At 70.8% G+C, this 19,464-nt stretch carries 19 protein-coding genes and 1 tRNA gene; 10 read left to right on the top strand and 10 right to left on the bottom strand.

All coding sequences use genetic code 11. The features are described from left to right. Positions 1–18: 18 nt before the first annotated feature. Positions 19–1,365: an iron uptake transporter deferrochelatase/peroxidase subunit gene (efeB, locus tag J2S46_RS29650; protein WP_307351676.1), complete on the bottom strand. Its 1,347-nt coding sequence runs from the start codon at positions 1,363–1,365 to the stop codon at positions 19–21. A 169-nt stretch (positions 1,366–1,534) separates the two neighbouring features. Between efeB and J2S46_RS29645 the strand changes: the two genes are divergently transcribed. The 3 genes from J2S46_RS29645 (at position 1,535) to J2S46_RS29635 (ending at position 3,623) form a co-directional block, all read left to right on the top strand. Beyond that, positions 1,535–1,915 (top strand): BlaI/MecI/CopY family transcriptional regulator, encoded by a 381-nt coding sequence (locus tag J2S46_RS29645; RefSeq protein WP_191293085.1) that lies wholly within the window; start codon positions 1,535–1,537, stop codon positions 1,913–1,915. Next, a complete protein-coding gene (locus tag J2S46_RS29640) occupies positions 1,912–2,850 on the top strand; it encodes a M48 family metalloprotease (RefSeq protein WP_229913197.1) in 939 nt (312 codons plus the stop codon). The genes J2S46_RS29645 and J2S46_RS29640 overlap by 4 nt, the downstream gene beginning before the upstream one ends. 281 nt (positions 2,851–3,131) lie before the next feature. Next, on the top strand, positions 3,132–3,623 hold the full coding sequence (locus J2S46_RS29635; RefSeq protein ID WP_307351673.1) for a MarR family winged helix-turn-helix transcriptional regulator: 492 nt from the start codon (positions 3,132–3,134) through the stop codon (positions 3,621–3,623). 75 nt (positions 3,624–3,698) lie between these two features. Here the strand turns inward: J2S46_RS29635 and J2S46_RS29630 are convergent, their stop codons facing one another. Beyond that, the gene (locus tag J2S46_RS29630; RefSeq protein ID WP_191293087.1) at positions 3,699–5,204 is read right to left on the bottom strand and encodes an alkaline phosphatase family protein; all 1,506 of its coding nucleotides are present in this window, start codon (positions 5,202–5,204) and stop codon (positions 3,699–3,701) included. 332 nt (positions 5,205–5,536) lie between these two features. Beyond that, complete coding sequence (locus J2S46_RS29625; protein WP_191293088.1) at positions 5,537–5,959, bottom strand: MerR family transcriptional regulator; 423 nt, start codon at positions 5,957–5,959, stop codon at positions 5,537–5,539. Between the two features lie 65 nt (positions 5,960–6,024). Here J2S46_RS29625 and J2S46_RS29620 point away from each other — a divergent pair, with 65 nt between their 5' ends. The 3 genes from J2S46_RS29620 to J2S46_RS29610 all read left to right on the top strand — a co-directional run bounded on the left by J2S46_RS29620 (position 6,025) and on the right by J2S46_RS29610 (position 10,127). Next, positions 6,025–7,245, top strand: coding sequence for an MFS transporter (locus tag J2S46_RS29620; protein ID WP_191293089.1), 1,221 nt, complete (start codon positions 6,025–6,027; stop codon positions 7,243–7,245). Positions 7,246–7,560: 315 nt separating this feature from the next. After that, positions 7,561–8,910: an NtaA/DmoA family FMN-dependent monooxygenase gene (locus J2S46_RS29615; RefSeq protein WP_229913204.1), complete on the top strand. Its 1,350-nt coding sequence runs from the start codon at positions 7,561–7,563 to the stop codon at positions 8,908–8,910. After that, a complete protein-coding gene (locus tag J2S46_RS29610) occupies positions 8,907–10,127 on the top strand; it encodes an LLM class flavin-dependent oxidoreductase (protein ID WP_191293091.1) in 1,221 nt (406 codons plus the stop codon). Before J2S46_RS29615 ends, J2S46_RS29610 begins: the two co-directional genes overlap by 4 nt. A 119-nt stretch (positions 10,128–10,246) precedes the next feature. On the opposite strand, the gene J2S46_RS29605 is transcribed toward J2S46_RS29610, so the two are convergent. The 3 genes from J2S46_RS29605 to J2S46_RS29595 form a co-directional block, all read right to left on the bottom strand. Further along, positions 10,247–10,945, bottom strand: coding sequence for a hypothetical protein (locus J2S46_RS29605; RefSeq protein ID WP_229913198.1), 699 nt, complete (start codon positions 10,943–10,945; stop codon positions 10,247–10,249). Continuing rightward, entirely contained in the window at positions 10,942–12,351 is a 1,410-nt protein-coding gene (locus J2S46_RS29600) for a hypothetical protein (protein WP_191293092.1), read from the bottom strand. The genes J2S46_RS29605 and J2S46_RS29600 overlap by 4 nt, the downstream gene beginning before the upstream one ends. A 66-nt stretch (positions 12,352–12,417) precedes the next feature. Next, complete coding sequence (locus J2S46_RS29595) at positions 12,418–12,618, bottom strand: hypothetical protein (protein WP_073923695.1); 201 nt, start codon at positions 12,616–12,618, stop codon at positions 12,418–12,420. 269 nt (positions 12,619–12,887) lie between these two features. Here J2S46_RS29595 and J2S46_RS29590 point away from each other — a divergent pair, with 269 nt between their 5' ends. The 4 genes from J2S46_RS29590 (at position 12,888) to J2S46_RS29575 (ending at position 15,601) form a co-directional block, all read left to right on the top strand. Continuing rightward, positions 12,888–13,265 carry a helix-turn-helix domain-containing protein gene (locus J2S46_RS29590; RefSeq protein WP_191293093.1) on the top strand — a complete coding sequence of 126 codons (378 nt, stop codon included), beginning with the start codon at positions 12,888–12,890 and terminating at the stop codon, positions 13,263–13,265. Between the two features lie 188 nt (positions 13,266–13,453). Continuing rightward, positions 13,454–13,720: a hypothetical protein gene (locus J2S46_RS29585; protein WP_191293094.1), complete on the top strand. Its 267-nt coding sequence runs from the start codon at positions 13,454–13,456 to the stop codon at positions 13,718–13,720. 416 nt (positions 13,721–14,136) lie between these two features. Further along, entirely contained in the window at positions 14,137–14,742 is a 606-nt protein-coding gene (locus J2S46_RS29580; protein WP_229913199.1) for a hypothetical protein, read from the top strand. A 355-nt stretch (positions 14,743–15,097) separates the two neighbouring features. Continuing rightward, positions 15,098–15,601 carry a hypothetical protein gene (locus J2S46_RS29575; protein ID WP_191293095.1) on the top strand — a complete coding sequence of 168 codons (504 nt, stop codon included), beginning with the start codon at positions 15,098–15,100 and terminating at the stop codon, positions 15,599–15,601. 280 nt (positions 15,602–15,881) lie between these two features. Here the strand turns inward: J2S46_RS29575 and J2S46_RS29570 are convergent. From J2S46_RS29570 to J2S46_RS29555, 4 genes are all read right to left on the bottom strand, one after another. Continuing rightward, positions 15,882–16,007: transfer RNA gene (locus J2S46_RS29570), tRNA-Leu, on the bottom strand. Positions 16,008–16,282: 275 nt separating this feature from the next. Further along, complete coding sequence (locus tag J2S46_RS29565) at positions 16,283–17,584, bottom strand: restriction endonuclease (RefSeq protein ID WP_229913200.1); 1,302 nt, start codon at positions 17,582–17,584, stop codon at positions 16,283–16,285. Positions 17,585–17,995: 411 nt separating this feature from the next. Then, positions 17,996–18,565 (bottom strand): PIN domain-containing protein, encoded by a 570-nt coding sequence (locus J2S46_RS29560; protein ID WP_191293096.1) that lies wholly within the window; start codon positions 18,563–18,565, stop codon positions 17,996–17,998. Between the two features lies 1 nt (position 18,566). Continuing rightward, positions 18,567–19,031 (bottom strand): excisionase family DNA-binding protein, encoded by a 465-nt coding sequence (locus J2S46_RS29555; RefSeq protein WP_191293097.1) that lies wholly within the window; start codon positions 19,029–19,031, stop codon positions 18,567–18,569. Positions 19,032–19,464: the final 433 nt, after the last annotated feature.

Here is a 19,464-nt window from a genome sequence, read left to right as displayed (position 1 = left end):
GTACGGATCGCGGAGGTCTCAGCCGAACAGGGCCTGACCCCACCACTCACCGGGCTTGCGGACGCCCGCCGGACAGGCGAAGTGCGCCGAACCGACGTGCTGGATGTACTCGTTCAACGCGTCACCGCCCGCCAACCGCTGCTGCAACGGCACGAACGCCTTCCGGGTGTCACGCTGGTACGCCAGGAAGAACAGACCCGCCTCCAACCGCCCCAGACCGTCCGTCCCGTCCGTGAACGAGAACCCCCGACGCAGGATCATCAACCCGTCGTTGCTGTCCGGATGCGCCAACCGCACGTGCGAATCCTCCGGCATCGCCTTCAGATCCGGCGCGTCCCTCTCCTTCACCTTCCCGAACGGCGCACCCTCCCCCTTGCTCCGCCCGAAGATGTCCTCCTGCTCCTTCAACGGAGTCCGGTCCCAGGTCTCGATGTGCATCCGGATCCGCCGCGCCACCAGGTACGACCCACCCGTCATCCACTCCGGACCCTCACCCGGCCCCACCCACACGTGCTCCGCCAACGCCCCCGCGTCCGACCCCGCGATGTTGTGCGTCCCGTCCTTGAAACCCATCAGGTTCCGCGGCGTCTGCGCCTCCGGCGTCGTCGAGGACGTCTTCCCGAACCCCAGCTGCGACCACCGGACGTTCACCACACCCATCCCGATCCGCGCCAGGTTACGGATCGCGTGCACCGCCACCTGCGGATCGTCCGCACACGCCTGCACACACAGATCACCACCACTGCGCGCCGGATCCAGAGCGTCACCCCGGAACTTCGGCAGGTCGATCAACGCCTCCGGACGCCGCGCCCGCAGACCGAACCGGTCCACCCCGTCCTTCTCGAACAACGACGGCCCGAACCCGACCGTCAACGTCAACCGCGACGCCGGCAGACCCAACGCCTCACCCGTGTCGTCCGGCGGCGCCTGCGGCAGACCACTCGCCGCACCGCTGCCCACCTCACGGCCACCGGTCATCGCCGCCGCCGCCTTCGTCCACTCCTTCAACACCCGCACCAACGACTCACGCGTCGCCGTCGCCGACACGTCGAACGCCGCGAAATGCAACCGGTCCTGCACCGGCGTCGCGATCCCCGACTGATGCTCCCCGAAGAACGGAACCTCCCCGCTCGCCGCCGCGGCCGCCGGCACCGCACCACCCGACCCGGTCGCCACCGCCACCGAACCCACCGCAGCCGCACCCAACGCGACACCCGCACCCGCCCAACCGATCACCGCACGCCGACTGACCGGGACACGCCCACCCGGCACCGCACCGGCGGTGGAGGGTGTTCCGTCCTGCTGGGGGCTCTCGGGGCTCTCGGCGTCCTTGGGTGTGTCGGCGGACGAACGGCGGGAGGACATCGGGGCTCCAGGCGACGGGAGGGCAGGATCGAGCCACCGCCGGGCAGACCCGTACAGTTAGCTTAGGCGTACCTTAATGAAAGAAGACCCGAACGTCTACAGTGCCGTAGTCGCCACCTGGGGGTGACCGCACGGGACACGACGGGCCATCACGAACGGAGCGGCGTAGATGTCCGAGGTCAGCGACCCCAGGCGGCCGCACGGCGAACTCGTGGCCGACGTGCTCGCCGTGCTCTGGGCGGCGCCGGGGCCGCTCACACCCGGTCAGGTCAGGGACGCCCTCGGCGGGCGGCTCGCCAGGACCACCGTGACGACCATCCTCACCCGGCTGCACGAGAAGGGGACGCTGGAGCGCGAACGCGGCGGACGCGGCTTCGCCTACTCCCCCGTGCACGACGCACCCGGCCTGACCGCCAGTCGGATGCACCGCGAGCTGCACCGGGACCCGCACCGGGACCTCGTGCTGGAACGTTTCGTCTCCGCCCTCTCCCCCGACGACGAGGACGTGCTGCGCCGCCTGCTGCGCACCGCCGAGGAGGGCCGGCAGTGAGCGCCCTGGTGGCCGTACTGCTGGTCCTGGCCCTGGTCTGGCCCTGGGCGGCCGCGCCCGCGGCGCGACGGCTGGCCGACCTGCTGCCGCCGAAGGCCGCCGCCCTCACCCTGGTCGGCTCGGCCGTGGCACTGGCCGCCGGCACGGTGTGGGCGCTCGGGGGCCTCGTCGCCGGCGGGCTGCTCCACCTGATGCTGCTCGCGGAGGAGGGCGGCACCCCCGCCGGTCCGTCCGCCGCCGTCCCGCTCGCCGTGGCCGGCGGGGCCGCCCTGCTGCTCGTCGCGGGCCTGGCCGGGCGCCTCTGGCACCGGCAGCGGCAGTTGCTCGCACGGACCTGGCGAAGCGTGGGCGGGCACCCGGACGGCGACGGACTCGTGGTCGTCCCGGACGGGCCCGCGGACGCCTTCGCGCTGCCCGCCCACCGCGGCCGGCCGGGCCGGATCGTGGTGACCGCCGAGATGCTGCGCACCCTGGACGTCGACGGGCGGGACGTGCTGTTCGCCCATGAGCGGGCCCACCTCGGCGGCCGCCACCACCTGCTCGCCCGGACCGTCGAGCTCGCCTCGGCCGCGCACCCGGCCGTCCGCGGGCTGGCCCCCGCGACCTCCTTCCAGCTGGAACGCTGGGCGGACGAGGAGGCCGCCGCCGCGGTCGGCGACCGCCGGCTCACCGCCGCGGCCGTCGCCAGGGCCGCCCTGGCCTCGGCCGCCTCCGGCCGGCGTCCCAGCCTGCTGCCGGCGATCGGCACCGGCCCCGTCCCCCGCCGGGTGGGCGCCCTGCTGGACGCCCCGCCCGCACCCCCGCGCGGACGGGCCCTGCGCACGACGGCCGTCGCCCTGCTCGCCGTCGTCGCCCTCTCGCTCACCCTGAGCTTCGGCTCCGCCTACGGCCTGCACGAGTACATCGAGCAGGTGCAGGAGATCGCCCGCCCGTAGCCCCGGCCGCCCGCCACGATCCAGGCCCACGGCCCGGCGCCCCGGCCCGGCACCCCGGCACCCGGCCGGGTGCCGGCGCAGGGAGGTCCGGCCGGCCCTGCTCGCCGCCGCCCCGCTCGTCTACACTTCGGTAGACGGTGCGCCCAGCCGTGCCCCTGCGCGGCCTGCCCCACGGGCGCGCGACGCACCTCGACCTCGGCGGCGGGACGGACGGCACGGCGGTCCGGCCGCACCCTGGCGAGGCGGACCTCAGGGCAGCCCCCGGTGCGGATGGAGCGCAGATGTACGACGGCCGCAAGGGATCACCGAGCCCGCTCCAGCAGGCCATCCACCTGTTGCCGCTGGCCGGCGAGGCCGCCGAACTGCGGCTGACGCAACGGCTCGCGGAGCGCGGCATGACCCGGGCGCACCTGACGATGCTGGCCGCGCTCGCCGAGCACGGGCCGCACGCCAAGCCGGATCTGGCCGCCCGCTGCGGGCTCTCCCTCACCGACGCGCTGCCGGTCGTGGCAAGCCTGCTGGCCGGCCGGCTCGTCGAGGCCTTCCCCGTCCACATCGACCGCCGCCACGAGGTGGTGATGGTGAACGCCGCCGGCCGGGAGGCCCTGGACCTGCTGCACGCCGAGGCCGCCGCCGCCCAGGACGACCTGTTGCGCCCGCTCACCAGGGGCGAGCGGGCGCAGCTGAACGCCCTGCTGCGCCGGGTCTGCGCGGCGGCCGACCGGACGACGGGGGCCGGCGCGCCCCGGACCGAGGCCGTAGCGCAGAGCTGACCGGCGCGGGGCCTCCCGCCCGCCGAACCCCACGAGCCGGGCCGGCCCGGTGGTGCGGGCCGGCCCGGTGGTGCGTCAGGAGGTGACGGAGACCTGGTCCACCGTCCAGAACGCGCTGTTGGTGCCGGTGTAGCGGAACTGGAGCTGCGCGGTGGTGGCGCCGGCCGGGACGGTGACCGGGAGCTTCTCGACACTGTTGAGGTCGCTGCGGTAGGACTTCACCAGCTGCGGGGTGCCGGAACCGAAGACGATGTACAGGTCGCCGGTCTGCGGGCCGTCCACCTTGTAGTTGTTGGCGAAGGAGACGGTGGCCTGGGTCCCGCTGACCGGGAAGCTCGGGCTGATCAGCGTGGAGTCGAACTGCCCGGTGCCGTGCGACTTGTCGTCCCACTCGTCGGAGTCGGCCACCGCGAAGACGTTGCGGGCGCGGACGTTGGTCTCCCGGGACTGGCCGAGCTGGGCGGCGGTCCAGAACTCGTCCGTGGCGAAGGCCCAGCCGCGCCACTCGGTCACGCCGCCGCTCGGCATCCGGGAGTTGTCGATGGTCCAGCCCGCCGGCGGGGTGTGGGTGAAGCCCTTGGTGGCGGCGGGGACGCCGGTCTCGTCCACCCGGGTCTGCAGGCTCGGGCGGAGCGCGTCGAAGGCGTCCGGGACGATCTCGTCGATCGGCTTGCCGTCGAGCTGCCAGGCCGGCTGGACGGTGACGCCCTCGTGCTTGAGCACGGTGGGCGCGATGTCCACCGGCTTGACGTCGTAGCGGGTCGAACCGGCCGTGTACCCGGCCCCGTTGACGACCTGGAAGGTCTGCCGCTCCACGGCGCTGTTCCCGCCGTGGCCGCCCGCGTCGGTGTGGCCGTGGTCGGTGGTGACCACGATCAGCCAGTCCTCGGAGGCGTAGGTCGGACGGTTGTGCACCGCCTGGACGACCTGCCCGACCAGCGCGTCCACCGAGTGGATCGCGGCGGCGTACTGGCTGCTGGTGCCGCCGTAGCTGTGACCGGCCTCGTCGACCTCGTCGAAGTGCAGGAAGGTCGTGTCGGGGTTGCCGTTGGCGAGGTAGTCGGCGGCGTCCGAGGCGGTCTTGACGTCGTTCTCGCTCTCGTCGATCCGCAGGTCCGCCGTGCCGTTGAAGACGTTGTCGGCGATCGGGTTCCAGGAGGCGACGACCAGGGTGGAGGCGCTCGGCGCGGCCGTCTCCAGCCGGGTGGCGAGGTCCGGGTAGAGGTTGAAGCGCGAGCCGGCGAAGGTGTTGTCCTTCACGCCGTGCTTGTCGGGCCAGACGCCGGTGGCGATGGTCGACCAGCCCGGCCCGGAGAGCGTCGGGGCCAGCGGGTTGGCGTAGAGGTTGCTGGTGGCGGTCAGCCCCGAGGCCATCAGCGCCTTGATGTTCGGCGCGTCGGCGGTCAGCAGCTTGTCGTAGCGGGTGCCGTCGACACCGATCACCAGCGTCTTGGCCGTCTTGGTGCCGTTCGGCAGGCCCTTGTACGGACCGGTGGCGGCCGAGGCCTGGACACCGGTGAGGGGCAGCAGCGCCGCGGTGAGCGTGGCGGTGGCGAGGACGGCCCGAACGGGACGGGACATGCGCACAGGAGCTCCCAGGGGAGGCGGAGGGAGGTGCAGGACGGGCGGCCCGGGGACGAAGCACGATCCCCTCGGCCGCCGCTGAAGAGCCTGGAGCCGCACGGCGATCCCCCGGCCTCGCTCAAGGCACGGCTGTATGAACAACTCCCGAACTTAGGTTCAGACCGGTTATCTTCTCGTGATCATTTGGGGACGGTCCATCCGCGGCCGTCCGCCGGGGCCCGCCCCCGGGCGGCCCGCCCGCCCGAAAGACCACGGGCGAACCCCCGGGGAGCGAGGAGGAGCCCGGTCCGGGCCGCCCCCAGCCGGCTCCAGGCCGCTCCGAGCCGGCTTCAGGCCGGCTTGAGCTCGCCCCCGGGGGCCGCCACGCCGCCGCCCGGGCGACCGTCGACGACGAGTCCGCCGCTGACCGCCTCCAGATACTCGGCAACCGAATCCCGGTTGCGGATCAGGCAGTTGATGCGTTCGGTCATCCGGTCGCGCTCGCGGGTGAGGGTGGCGAGCATCTCGGGCGTGGCATCCGGGAAGTGGATGGTCCGGGGCTTGTCGAGGCAGGGAAGGATCTGTTTGATGATCCTGGTCGGGAGCCCGGCGTCGAGCAGCCCCCGGATCTGCATCACCCGGTCCACGAAGCGCTCGTCGTACTCGCGATAGCCGTTGGGCGAGCGGGTGGAGACGATCAGCTGCTGCTCCTCGTAGTAGCGGAGCAGACGGCGGGACGTGTCGGTGCGTTCCGACAGTTCTCCGATGCGCATGTGACCGACCTCACAGCTGGTCCGATTGACCCTCACATATATGTGAAGGTTCAAACATAGCCGCCATGAGCACCCAGTTACCAGTGGACGGCGTCCAGGCCGGACCCGATGACGACGAACAGGCGGAGAACCGGAAGCTGCCCGTCCCGGCGCTGCTGGCCCTGGCCACGGCCGTCTTCATCACCTGCCTGACCGAGACGCTCCCGGCAGGCGTACTGCCCGCGATGAGCGCCGATCTCGGGGTCAGCGAGTCGGCCATGGGGCAGTCGGTGACGATCTACGCGATCGGGACGGCGCTCACCGCGATCCCGCTGACCGTTGCCACCGCCGCGTGGCGCCGCAAGCGGCTGCTGCTGACGGCGATGGCGGCCTTCGCCGTCGCCAACACCGTCACGGCGCTGTCGGACGACTACACGCTGACCATGGCGGGCCGGTTCGTCGCCGGGGTGGCCGCCGGGCTGGCGTGGGCCCTGCTGGCCGGGTACGCCCGCCGGCTGGCACCGGTCCCGCTGCAGGGCAAGGCGATCGCGATCGTGATGACCGGCATCCCGGTCGCACTGTCGCTGGGGGTGCCCGCCGGCACCTTCCTGGGCAAGGAGTTCGGCTGGGGCGTCGCGTTCCTGGTGATGTCGGCACTCGCCCTGATCGTGATCGGGTGGATCGCCGCGACCGTGCCGGACCACCCCGGGCAGCGGCCCGAGGGCAGGACCCGCGTCCTGGCGGCGCTCTCCGTCCCCGGCGTCACGCCGGTGCTGTTCGTGACCCTGGTCTTCGTGCTGGCCCACACCATCCTCTACGCCTACGTCGCGACCTTCCTGGACCACCTCGGCATGGGCCGCTCGACCGACCTGGTGCTGCTGGTCTTCGGCGTCGCCTCGATGGTGAGCATCTGGATCGTGGGCGGACAGATCCAGCACCGGCTACGGGCCCTGACGATCGGCAGTTCCCTGCTGGTCGCGGTGGCGGCGGCCGGGCTGGGACTGCTGTCCGGCAGCCACCCGCCGGTCTACCTGGCCGCGGCGCTCTGGGGCCTCGGCTGGGGCGGCGTCCCCACCCTGCTGCAGACCGCCGTGGGCGACGCGGGCGGCGAACAGGCGGACGCCGCCCAGGCGATGCTGGTCACCCTGTGGAACGTGGCGATGGCGGCCGGCGGGGCGATCGGCGGCGTGCTGCTGGGCGTGCTCGGCGCCGGGTCCTTCCCGTGGAGCGTGCTGATTCTGATGGCCCCGGTGCTGGCCGTGGTGGTCGCCGCCCGGAAGCACGGGTTCCCGCTCCGGCGCGGATGAGCGCCGACCGGTGAACCGGTGAGCACGATCACTCCCGCTCCCCTGCGGGCCGGTGGCGGGCGGCGGCCCGCGAAGCCCCGGCCCGCAGGGGCCACCGTCCCGCGACGGCGGACCGCGACCGGACCGCGACCGGCCTCGGCCGTTTCCGATGCTGGGCCGTTCCGACGCCCGGCCGTCCCGATGCTCAGCCCTTCCGATGCTCAGCCCTTCCGACGCACCGAGGTTCCGTTGCTCCGATGTTCCGAGCGGTTCGCCGCCGACCCGTACCGGATGTTCCGCTGACCCCACCGTCCCAGGAGGCCGCCTGCCGTGCCCGTGAAACAGATCCATCTCGCCGCTCAACTCCCCAGCGTCCAGCACACCGTGGTCTGGTCGGACCCGAGCTCGGGCAGCCAGATCGCCTTCGACTCCTTCGCCCGGCTGGCCCGGACCGCCGAGCGCGGCAAGTTCGACTTCTTCTTCCTCTCCGAGGGCCTGCGGCTGCGCGAGCACAAGGGCCGCGTGCACGACCTCGACGTGGCGGGCCGGCCCGAGGCGCTGACCGTGCTGAGCGCGCTCTCCGCCGTCACCACGCACCTCGGGCTGGCCGCGACGGTCAACTCCACGTTCAACGAGCCCTACGACGTCGCCCGGCGGGTGGCCACCCTGGACCACCTGAGCGGGGGCCGGGCCGCCTGGAACGTGGTGACCAGCTACGACGCGTTCACCGGCGAGAACTTCCGGCGCGGCGGCTTCCTCGACGAGGCCGACCGCTACACCCGGGCCGCCGAGTTCCTGCACACCGCGCGGGAGCTGTGGGACAGCTGGCGGCCCGGCGACTTCCGGGCGGACGCCGCCGCCGGCGAGTTCATCCGGGCCGGGGCCGGCCGCTTCACCCACCGGGGACGGCACTTCGACATCTCCGGCCGGTTCAGCACGCCGCCCGGCCCGCAGGGGCACCCGGTGATCATCCAGGCGGGGGACTCCCCCGAGGGACGCGAGTTCGCGGCCGCGGACGCCGACGTCGTCTTCAGCAGGCACAGCGACCTGGCGAGCGGCCGCGCCGCCTACCGGGACGTCAAGGCGCGGCTCGCCAAGTACGGCCGCTCCCCGGCGGACCTGAAGATCATCCCGTCGGTCAGCTACGTCCTGGGTGACACTCCCGCGGAGGCCGCCGAGCGCGCGGAGGAGGTCGCCCGCGCCCAGGTCGGCCCGGAGACCGCGCTGATGCTGATGGAGGCGGCCTGGGGCCGCGACCTGTCCGGCCACGACCCGGACGGACCGCTGCCGGAGGTCGACCCCGTCCCGGACAGCGTCGTCACCAAGGGGCACAACCTCTACCGCAGCAGGGGCCGCGACGAGACCGTCCGCCACTGGCGGAGGATCGCGGAGGAACGCGGGCTGAGCATCCGGGAGCTGATCACCGAGGTCACCGCGCGGCCCACCTTCGTCGGCACGCCGCGCCAGGTCGCCGACGCCATGAACGAGTTCGTGCAGAGCGACGCCGCCGACGGCTTCGTCTTCTCCCCGAACGTGGTGCCCGGCGGGCTGGACGAGCTCGTCGACCGGGTGGTGCCGCTGCTCCAGGAGATGGGCGTCCACCGTGCCGAGTACACCGGCGGCACCCTCCGCGACCACCTCGGGCTGCGCCCGGCCCGGCACCACCACTCCGAGGAGACCTTGTGACGCAGCTCCACCTCGCGGTCGCGCTGGACGGCACCGGCTGGCACCCCGCGTCCTGGCGGGAGCCGGACGCCAGGCCCGCCGGGATCCTCACCGCCCGGTACTGGGCCGACCTGGTCACCGAGGCCGAACGCGGCCTGCTCGACTTCGTGACCTTCGAGGACGCCCTCGGCCTGCAGACCTCCGCCTTCCACCTGCCGGACGACCGGACCGACCACGTCCGGGGCCGGCTCGACGCCGTCCTGCTGGCGGCCGCCCTCGCCCCGCTGACCAGGCACATCGGACTCGTCCCGACCACCAACGTCACCCACACCGAGCCGTTCCACCTCGCCATCGGCATCGCCTCGCTGGACCACGCCAGCCTGGGCCGGGCGGGCTGGCGCCCGCAGATCACCTCCCGCGCCGCCGACGCCGCGCACTTCGGCCGCCGGACCACCCCGCAACTGACCGACGAGGACGTCCGGGACTCGGAGCTGATCGCCGCGCGGCTGCGCGAACTGTTCGGCGAGGCCCACGAGGTGGTGGAGGTGGTCCGCCGGCTCTGGGACAGCTGGGAGGACGACGCGGAGATCCGGGACGCCTCGACCGGGCGCTACCTCGACCGCGACAAGGTGCACCACATCGACTTCGTCGGCGCGCACTTCAGCGTCCGCGGCCCCTCGATCACCCCGCGCCCGCCGCAGGGCCAACCGGTGGTGGCCGTCCTCGCGCACGCCGGCACTCCCTACGAACTGGCCGCCGCCGGGGCCGACGTCGTGTTCGTCACCCCGCAGTCCCGCGCGGACGCCGTGACCAGGCTCGGCGCGTTCGAGCAGGCGCGGCAGCGGTCCGGGCGCCCGGCCGGGGACCGGATCAGGGCCTTCGCCGACCTGGTGGTCTTCCTGGACGACGAACCGGGCCGGGCCGCAGGGCGCAAGCGCCGGCTGGACGAACTGGACGGCAGCACGTTCGGCTCGGACGCGGCGGTCTTCACCGGTACCCCGGGCGAGTTGGCCGACCTGCTGCTGGAGTGGCAGGCGGTCGGGCTGGACGGGTTCCGGCTGCGGCCGGGCACGCTGCCGCACGACCTCACCGCCGTCACCGGTGGCCTGGTGCCGGAACTCCAGCGGCGCGCGGCGTTCCGGACCGCCTACGAGGCCGACACCCTGCGCGGGCTGCTCGGGCTGCCCCGTCCCGCCAACCGCCATGCGCGGGCCGCGTCCGCGGAAGCCGGGCGGTGATCCGGGGCCGGCGGGCCTGTCGTCTCCGACAGACCCGCCGGCCCCCTACGTCACGTCGACAGGGTGCGAACCTGCGTCCCGCCGGCCCCTCAGGCCCGGGTGCTCCCGGCCGCCGTCGCTCAGTTCGCCCCGTCGTAGTGGCGGTGCACGGTCACGCTCGGGCCCGACTTCGCCGACCGGGCCGCCGCCCCGCTGCCGGCGGCGGCGGACGCCTCGCGGTCGAGGAGCGCCTTGACCTGGGCGGCCAGGTCGTCCGCGCGCTGTTTGACGACCGCGACCGGGTCGTTCGAGGTGTCCAGGGCGTCCAGCCGGCGGTGGACGGCGGCCAGTTGGGTCCTGGCCGCCGGGCTGAGCGCGAACGGCTGCGCGGTGGAGACGATGAACTGGTAGGCGCCGGCCAGGGTCTGGCAGCCGGGGCACTGCTCGTTGACCGCCCGGCCGAGGTTGGTGGCGTTGAGCCGGACGTCGTCCCCGGCCATGGTGACGATCTGGAACGACAGCGCGATCGACCGGCACGGGTGCTGCGACGAACAGCCGGCCGAGACGGCGGTGGCCCGGTTGTTCGCGGCGACGCTGAACACGGTGCCGAGTTCGTGGACGGTGAACGAGTCCTCGTACTGGTCCGGGTGGACGCGGCCGGCGTGCGTGGTCGCGCGGTCCGCGAACGCCGCGACGCCGCGGCCGGGACGGGAGGAGAACGGGACGGCGTCGGCGGGGGCGGCGACGGCGAGTGCGGCGAGGCAGACGCCGCTCAGCACGCCGAGGCGTCGGGCCGTCCGGCCGATGGTCGAACTCCGGCGCGCGATGCGGTGTTTCACGAAGACCTCCTGAGGGTGCGCACGGGCTCCGGCCGTTGTCCGGCCGGGGCGTGCGGGGCGGTTGGCTTGGAGCGGTGCGGTGCCGCGTGCGCCCGTCGCCGCGAGACCGGGCGGACGAGGATCCGGCGGAGCAGCCTGGTCACGGCCCGGGCCGCGAGGTAGCCGCCGCCGACCAGCGGGCACAGCAGGGTGAAGGTCCCGATGACGCCGACCGCCCCGGCGGCGAACTCCCCGTCCGAGAAGGCGGCGAGGGTGTCGGCGGCCTGCGCGGAGAGCGAGCGCACGGCCGTGGTGAGGATCCTCGGCAGGTGCCACAGGACGTAGCCGAGCTCGCCGGCGAGCAGCGGGACCATGATCAGCACCCACCCGGTGACCACCGAACGGGCGGACTTCTTGAGGTCGGCGACCTCGGGCCTGACCGGGCGTCCGGGCAGCATGCTCAGCAGCGTCGGCCGGATCTTGCCGAACAGGTCGGGGACGCCGGCGAGGTCACCGAGGATGAAGTACCCGTCCAGGCGGACGACCGGCATCAGCTGTTCGACGATCTCGACGTGCGCGACCAGCACCGCGGCCAGGAAGAGCGGCCGGCCGGTGAGGGCGTAGCCCCCGGCCAGGCCCAGTATGAAGACCACGTTGAAGTAGACGCCGCCGAGGTCGGTGCGCAGCCGGCCGGCCCGGCCGATCCGGTACACGTCGGTGACGTCGGTGTAGAGCGAGGGCCACAGCACGTACAGGCCGCAGCCGATCGGGCCCGGCCGCGCTCCCCCGTAGTGACAGGCCGACGCGTGTCCGAACTCGTGGAACAGCAGCGAGGCGACCGTGAGGCCGAACACCGCGAGCAGGAGCACGGGTTGGTCCAGCACCTGCAGCACGGGGCCCATCGCTCCGTGGAGGGCGAACAGCCAGACGTCCAGGGCGAGGGCGGCCGTCAGGACGGCGGCCACCACCCACGGGCGGTGCAGCCAGGCCAGTGACCGTGCGATCCGGTCGACCTGGCGCTCGCGCAGCAGGACACGGCGTCCGGCCAGGGCCAGCAGCAGGTCCGAGCGAGGGGCGCCGACCGGGTGGCCGTCGCCGCCGGGCGGTGCGGTGATCCCCATCGGCCGGAGCTTGCGCTCGATGAGGTGGTCGACGTTGTCCGCGCTGACCTCGCGTCCGTAGCGGACGCTGACCCGCTGCGCGATGGCCCCGGTGTCCCGGACGCCGTCGATCGATCCGGCCACCAGGTGCAGCAGCAGGGTCAGTTGCACCACCTGGCCGTCTCCCCGGCGGGCGAGGTAGCGGGGCTCGGTGAACCCGCCGCCCTGGTACTCGCCGTACAGCAGCAGGCCGGTGGTCAGCCGCGGCACCGGGAGCGGCGCCGCAGGCCGGCGGTCGTCGGCCGCCGTCGGTTGGTCTCCAGCCACGCTGGACCCGTCCTTCCTCGTGGGCGGACCGCGCCGCAGGGCGCGGTCCGCTCACGTGCGGGAGTGTTACCGCTGGTAGACGTTGATCGACTGCGCCGCCTCGGACTGCGCGACCGCGAGCGGCGAGTAGTCGTTCACGGCCCACGACTCGTTGTGCGCGTGGACGAAGGCGACGTTGGCGTGGACCTTCACGAACTTCAGCCGTCCCAGCGCCTCGCGGCTCGGCAGCAGCTCCACGGTCTCGGCGTCGAGCTCGGTGACGTTCATGCTCATGGCAGTGCCTCTCTGTCGGGGCCGGGGAGGCTCCCCGGCTCCTGTCCATTCAGATCGGACGTTCTGTCCGACGAGATTGGACGCTAGTCGCTCCCCGGGGGGAACTGCAAGTACAGACACGAACACGGCGCGTCACCACCGCTCGATGGAGGGAAATCGGCTGGTGGGATGCGTGATCGCATGGACGGCGCGCCGTACGCCCGTAGAATCGGGGCCACCCGGACACGTTCCACCGGCTCCGACAGCAGGGAGCACACCATCCCGTGGACAACGCACTGCAGCGAATGATGAGGCGGCAACTGGACGCGCAGGGCTGGTCCTACGGCGACGTCGCCCGTCGCGGCGGCCTCCCCCGCTCCACCGTCCACCACCTCGCCACCACCGAGCGCCTGGTGCGGATGCCACAGCCCACGACACTCGAACGCCTCGCCGTCGGCCTGGAGTTGCCACTGGAAGCGGTACGGCGCGCGGCCGCCGAGACCTGCGGGATCCACCTGTACGCGGAGGGCGAGCCCGGAGCCGGCACCGATCCCGAGGTCGCCACCCTGATCGCCAGCCTGCAGCAACTGTCGGCCGCCGACCGAAAGCACGTGGCCGCACTCGTGGACTCCCTGCTGCGGCGAGGCCCGCGGCCGGAGTAGCGCCGGCGGGTCCATGCCGGGCGGAGTGACATGCACCCGCCCTGCCATGAACTCGGGCAAGACATACCGCTGTTAGAGGGTCGAAAAGGATAAAAATCGGGAGATCGGGGCTATCGTCTTCTCCTACCCGAGGCTGTGAGCCGCACGAGCCTCCGGCACGTGCTGCGTGCTCGTCGGACACGGAGGCGATGTTGCTTGTCGTCCACGGAGGCTCGAACACCGCGATCGTCCGCGACAGGTCGGGCCGGCCCGTCGTCCTGCTGTCGGGCCCCCGCCCCGAGGCCCTCACCTCGGCCATACTGACCGGCCTGCGCGACCTGGCCGCCGCCGTGCTGACCCCGGGCGAGACCGAGCGACTCGAACACTGCCTCGCCGCCCTGCGCCGCGGCGACCGCATCAAGCACAGCCGCATGGAGGTCGAGGGTGTGGTCCTCACCCTCTACGGCGAGGTCTGAACGCCGGGGTGGCGGGAGCCGCCTGTTCGAAGGCGGCGTCCTGCGCCGGCCGCCGCTGACCGCGAACCGCCGCTGGCCGAACGGTACCGGCGGACCGGACCGCCCGACGGACGAGCGGGCACCGACGTCACCCCGGGCCCGCGCACCGGCCCAACGCACAGCGCGGGCGGAGGTGGCCGACAAGCGAACGGAGATACAGGAGAAGACCCGTCAGGGCGTGCGCGCTCGCGCTGACACCGTACGACCCGTGCGGAACGCGTGGCCCCGCAGACTGTCGGGCTCGCAGTCGGCCCACAACGCGCCACACCAGGCCATGTGCACCCCGTGATCCCCCGATGCGCCCTTGATCCGCTGTGCTGATCAGCGGACTGTCAGACCCTGAGGTCGTTCACAGGACTACCGACCGGGGGATTCGCATGTCCGACGCAAACTCCGTCAGCCCGTGGGCAAGTACCGTCTTCGGGGCGCTCGCTGCCGAGGTCACAGCGATCGTGCCCGCATGCGTCGTCCGAGCGCACGAACGCGCCCAAGGCGGCCACGAAGGGGTGCACACCCAGACGCTCGAAGCGTACGGACATGGACTTTACGCCGCGCAGTACGAGGAACTGGCGGCCGGCCTCTCAGAACTTCCTGGAACGGAGCTGGTCCGTCTCCAAGCGAGAACGATCGCCGTCGTCGGGGACCACGCCGTGTATCCGATCCGCTACGCCAAGAAGGACGTACCGGTCACCGGCGCCAGACTCCGCAGCGCCTCGGGGCTCCGCGCGGACCTCATCCGCCGACACGGACCCGACCCCCGGCAGGGAGAGCTGGACCTCGGTATCGAGCTCCCGGTCGAGGACGAACCCCACGCGGACCTCGCACGCCTCTCCCCAAGTACCCAGCTCGTACTGGTCGCCTACGCATGCTCACTGACTGACGGCGTGATCCGCCTGGAATGGGGGTCCGCAGAGCTCCGCCGCGAAGACCGATCACTTCTCTGGCACCACCATGGACCGCTGCCTATCCCAAGGCAGCGCTGACGCTCGGCCGCCCCAGGGAACCACTGCTTCGTCAGCTCGTTCGACGCCTCGGGCAGATTCAGCGAAGTCGCGTGCTCCTCCGAGCCGCACCGCGCCGGCAGCCTCCCTCGCCCTCCTCTGCCAACGATACGGCTCGGAGTACTGGGTTGCGTTGGTCCGCGCAGGTGCTGCGGCGTCAGCTTTTCCTCCGTCTCGCTGACCACTGAGCGCGGCATCGTTAGCATGACGGAGCACGCGAAGGATGCCGAGACTGGCCCCTGCGGGACACCCCACTCTGCGCGATCGTGCCCGGCAGCGAGTCACCGGCCGCGGCAACCGACCACCTGCCGGCGATGCCGCCATCGAAGGACCTGGAATGGCCAATCAACCTGCCTCGTCCCCGTACTGGCCTCCCGCGCCGGAGCCCGAAGCGCCGCTCCTGCGGTGGATACGGCGCAACCCGTGGCCGACCGCCGCGGCAGCGACCGCACTGCTCGTGCTGGTGGCCGTGGTCGCCGGTGCTGCGTCCTCGGACGCCTCCGACCTGACCGAGTACGACGCGAACGGCGACGTGATGGGAGTGACCTGCAAGAGCAACGTTGAACGCACCGCCGGCATTCTCACCGAGTGGACCGGGTGCACCGCAAGCATCCACAACACCACCGGCCGCCTGCAGGCGTACACGCTCAACCTCAATTGCCGAAACTTCGCCGGCTACGGACCGGGCGCGGTACACGATCTCCAATACGTCGCCCCGGACCCGAACCCGAGCAGTCAGTTCGTCCAGCTGAGCCGGTTGGCGAGCCAGGCCACCTATGGGCCGCAGAATTGCACATTCGTATCGGCGACACGACGCAACGTCCGGGCTGGCGAACTCTAGCGAGTGGCCTGCTCGGCCACCGGCCCGGCGGACGAAACGCCGATTCGTGTCCCGGGGCAGCTCGGTCATAGCCGGCTGGACGGCCGCGCCATTAGCTGCCGGTGGAGGACGACCAGATCACCCAGGTAGCAACTGCGGCGCAAGAGCCCCTGGTCCCGAACTGGTCCCGCGGGACTCCCCCGGCCGTCACCTGCCGCTCATCCGCCGGCCTTGATGCAGAAACGGCAAAAGCCCCGCTGGCCTGGACTTCCGTCCAGTCAGCGGGGCTCCGACATCACTGTCGGGACGACAGGATTTGAACCTGCGACCCCTTGACCCCCAGAGGATGGGATCGGGAATCTCCGCAGGTCGGCAGCCTTCTCGCACACGAAAGCTCGTGCAGTCAAGCTCCCATTGCGCACCCCCGTGCACAGCGTGTGGTCCCCAGCTGGTCCCCAGCCACCCATCTTCTTACCCGAGTGACCACCAACCGGATGTGGCAACACTTCAGCTCGGCCCCGTGCACCGGCCTCGGGAAAAACGCCTGCTTTGTAAGGCTTGGCGTGCGCCACCCGCCCTGACCTGCGCCCCGCCCGACCTGGCCACCTGGCCACGTTCGCGCCACCAGCGACCGCAATGCACCGCCATGTACCACCCGATCTGGCACGCCTGTGGCACGCGCGAGGTGTCACCCATAACGGCTCAATCGAGAAGGATCTCCTCGGGCCTTCGGTTGAGGACTTCCAGTGATCGACTGCTCAACAGGTCTTCGACGCAGGTCATGAGATCGCCGCCGTGGTCCTTGCCCGCGATCTCGTGCAGCTCCTTGATCAGATCCTGCCCGTTGATCAGCACTACCGGGTATTGGTCCTCGACCATCTCCAACTGCGCCGGCTCCGAGTACGACCCCGTGGTGACGTACACGCCGATCCACCCGCGCCTGAGTCGAGCGACCACCCGTGCAATCTGCTCGGCCGACACCAGGGTCCCCGGCTTGATGCATTTCGCCTGCCCAAGAACGACCAGTTTCGTGCCGGCCAGACCACTGCCCAGGTCCAACCGACCGACGAAGTCGGCGCCGCCGTCTCCCGAGCGACGGGTGAGCCAGCCTTCGTCATAACTGTGCCCGGATGCCCGCATCACCTTCGCCGCCACGATCGCGGCGAGCACCTCGAACGCGTGCTTGTCGTCGTCGAACCGCTTGTAGACCGTCTGCAGATCGGATTCGATCTTGCTCCCGGTCGCGGGCTTCTGGTCTCGCACCTTGACCACCTGTGCGCGTGCTACCCGCCGGCGCACCTTCGGCAGCACCGACTGCCCGTGCTTAACCCACTCGCGCCATGCCGCGGGGGCCAACTTCAACACTTCGGCATCCGACCGAGCAGGGTCACGCCGAGCGGTGACCCAGTCCCAGTCCAACTTGTCGTCCTCTGCGGTGAGGTCGACCACCACGAGGTCGAAGACATAGTTGGTGAACGTCGTCCGGTCCGGCCCTCCCCACTGAAGCACCCGCTCCGCACGTTCGATCAGGCCAACCCCGCAGAACTCGACATGGCCCTTGACCTTGCCGTTCTTCGACACGGAGCGGAACAGCAGCAGAGGCGCCGCAGCAGCTCGCCCGACGGCCGTGGGTGCCTGGTGACTGTCGAACGCCTCCAGCAGCGCGGCATTGCCCGTGGTGCTACCGACCGGCTTCGTCGTGTCGGGCTTGTGGTCGCCGAAGTAACGGACATGCCCATTGGTCACGTCGAAGACGTCGTGCCACGGAGTCTGTTCGGACCCTGCCTTCCACGGGCTCGACCGGATCATCACTGCCGGCCGCCGCATACCCTCCCCTGTCTTGACCTTGGCCATGGCATTGATACCGGCTTCGAGCAGTGCGCGCTTCTGACCAGGACTGTCGGTAACGAAATAGAAGTTGCCGAAGCCGTCGATGGCCGCCGGCGCGGTGTCTTTCGCAGCCGTGTACCGGAGCACATCACCCACACGCAACGAACGCCCCACAACGCCCCCTTAAACAGACGGACTGGTCCGCCCGCGATCCTGACACGCCGGTACGACACCACGAGCCACCCACCCTGAATCGACATGGCCAGCAGATCTGAAGTCTGACGCTTGCTCCACCGCCAGCATTGTTAGCCCGTAGCCAAACGCAGCGGGACGGCATGCAGAGGCCCCACCGGGCTCGCTCCGATGGGGCCTCTGTACAACTAGGGGTCGGAACTTAACAGGGCGGCCTCTTCGCCCCGAAGCAACTCGGACGCTCGGTGTACCTGGGGGAGGATGACTGCTGACCTGCACATCCAGTCCGCAAGTGTCCGTGGTGGTGCGCCGAAGTACGGCTCCGTTTTAGCGCAGTTAGACACTCACGGTTGAACCCTCCTGGCTGGCTTGCCCCCAAGCGTCGATGAGGCCCTAGTCACTGGCCTCTGTCCGGCCAAGACGCAAGGCCGAGACCGTCTGATTGAGCCCGGACCTCTCCAGCTGAGCAAGTACGTCATCGAGCGTCTGAGCTGGGTTCCGTCGACCCAAAGCGATCTCTTGCACGCAGGCGTACACGACACGATCGTCCAACCCGATGAGATCCATGATGAAGTCGTCGGCACTCTTCCGCTCGATGCCAAACGTGTCGAGGTAGTGCTGGGGGAAGTCCTTACGGTTCTCCGTGACGATTACTTGGGCGCTGGAGCGAATCGCAGCGGCCACCACGTGCCTGTCGTCGGGGTCGGGGAGTTTGAGCCCGTCGATGAGGGGCTCATATCCTGTGACCAGACAATCACGGATGGCATTATTCATGAGCCGCCGACGGCGTTGCAGCTTCTCCGCAGGAATCTCAAGATCCTTTAAGAGATTGCGATCAACCTCATCGAGGATGGCGTCCGTCCAGCGCGCTCGGACAAGCCCCCTAAGGGCAACACGTATGAGCAGATCCCGCAGCGTGTTGGGATAGAGCACACACGCGTCATAGACGACGACGAAGGCCATGTCAGAGCAGTCCTAGCTCCTGATCCAGTTGCATGAGTTCGTCGGCCGCATCCTTCCGGGCTGCGTCGTCCTCGCGCAGGTATTGGTGCAGATCGGCAAAACGGATGCGCCGGTGGCGCCCTACGAGTCTGAATGGGATCTGCTCAGAGTCAAGCAGCCCGATCAGGTAGGGACGCGACACGTTCAGCATGTCCGCGGCTTGCTGAGTCGTGAGCTCGGCATTGACCGGGATTATCTGGATGCCTTGCCCCTTGGCGAGGGCGGCGAGCATCGAGGCGAACATCTCCACCACCGGGCGGGGAAGGACGAGGGCTTCGTCCTGCGCACCCGTTTCGAGATGGACCTGGATGTCCTCATCACTCCGGGCTGTACTTGAGAGGTAGTTGTTGATCCGCTTGAGTGCACGCTTGGCGTCACCAGCGTCGACGGTGCCTGGTTCGATCTTCCTGCCTGTGACAGTTCCCATGGCTTCCCTCCACTGTCTTACTCGAATTATTCGCAACAACCGAAGCAAACGCAAGTCATCTTGCTTAGATCGTTTGCCCTGGCAGGCTGGACTGGGGCATGTCGGAGAACTGTCAACACCTACCTCAGCTCTGACCAGCCCGGCGGAGCTCTAGGGACTGGCAATGCATCCCTTGGTCGTGGCTGCAGCTGGTGACAGGGGCACTGAACAGGAGTGATGCAATCTTTGGGCCGATGGCGACCGGGGTTTGGGGGGCGTTTGCCCGGTTCGGAGCCAGCGATTCGCGCCGCCGGCAGGCTCCTCACCGAGCGGGGTGGTTCCCTCCTCGATCGGGCAGCTTCGCCGCACCCGGGTTCTCCAGGGGCCGCCAAGGCTCACGTCGTGACGCTTGCGCTTGGCCTTGGCGGCCCCTGGGGGTTCCGGGTACGCCCTT

The sequence above is a fragment of the Kitasatospora herbaricolor genome (genome assembly GCF_030813695.1).
GTDB classification, from domain to species: Bacteria; Actinomycetota; Actinomycetes; order Streptomycetales; family Streptomycetaceae; genus Kitasatospora; species Kitasatospora herbaricolor.
Note: the sequence above shows the minus strand (reverse complement) of the source record. Positions and strands in the feature narration are given on the sequence as shown.

What these genes read in the sequence shown, in the direction of transcription:
- efeB (WP_307351676.1), bottom strand. Translation starts at nt 1,365, where the DNA reads ATGTCCTCCCGCCGTTCGTCCGCCGACACACCCAAGGACGCCGAGAGC.
- J2S46_RS29645 (WP_191293085.1), top strand. Translation starts at nt 1,535, where the DNA reads ATGTCCGAGGTCAGCGACCCCAGGCGGCCGCACGGCGAACTCGTGGCC.
- J2S46_RS29635 (WP_307351673.1), top strand. Translation starts at nt 3,132, where the DNA reads ATGTACGACGGCCGCAAGGGATCACCGAGCCCGCTCCAGCAGGCCATC.
- J2S46_RS29630 (WP_191293087.1), bottom strand. Translation starts at nt 5,204, where the DNA reads ATGTCCCGTCCCGTTCGGGCCGTCCTCGCCACCGCCACGCTCACCGCG.
- J2S46_RS29625 (WP_191293088.1), bottom strand. Translation starts at nt 5,959, where the DNA reads ATGCGCATCGGAGAACTGTCGGAACGCACCGACACGTCCCGCCGTCTG.
- J2S46_RS29620 (WP_191293089.1), top strand. Translation starts at nt 6,025, where the DNA reads ATGAGCACCCAGTTACCAGTGGACGGCGTCCAGGCCGGACCCGATGAC.
- J2S46_RS29595 (WP_073923695.1), bottom strand. Translation starts at nt 12,618, where the DNA reads ATGAACGTCACCGAGCTCGACGCCGAGACCGTGGAGCTGCTGCCGAGC.
- J2S46_RS29585 (WP_191293094.1), top strand. Translation starts at nt 13,454, where the DNA reads ATGTTGCTTGTCGTCCACGGAGGCTCGAACACCGCGATCGTCCGCGAC.
- J2S46_RS29580 (WP_229913199.1), top strand. Translation starts at nt 14,137, where the DNA reads ATGTCCGACGCAAACTCCGTCAGCCCGTGGGCAAGTACCGTCTTCGGG.
- J2S46_RS29575 (WP_191293095.1), top strand. Translation starts at nt 15,098, where the DNA reads ATGGCCAATCAACCTGCCTCGTCCCCGTACTGGCCTCCCGCGCCGGAG.
- J2S46_RS29560 (WP_191293096.1), bottom strand. Translation starts at nt 18,565, where the DNA reads ATGGCCTTCGTCGTCGTCTATGACGCGTGTGTGCTCTATCCCAACACG.
- J2S46_RS29555 (WP_191293097.1), bottom strand. Translation starts at nt 19,031, where the DNA reads ATGGGAACTGTCACAGGCAGGAAGATCGAACCAGGCACCGTCGACGCT.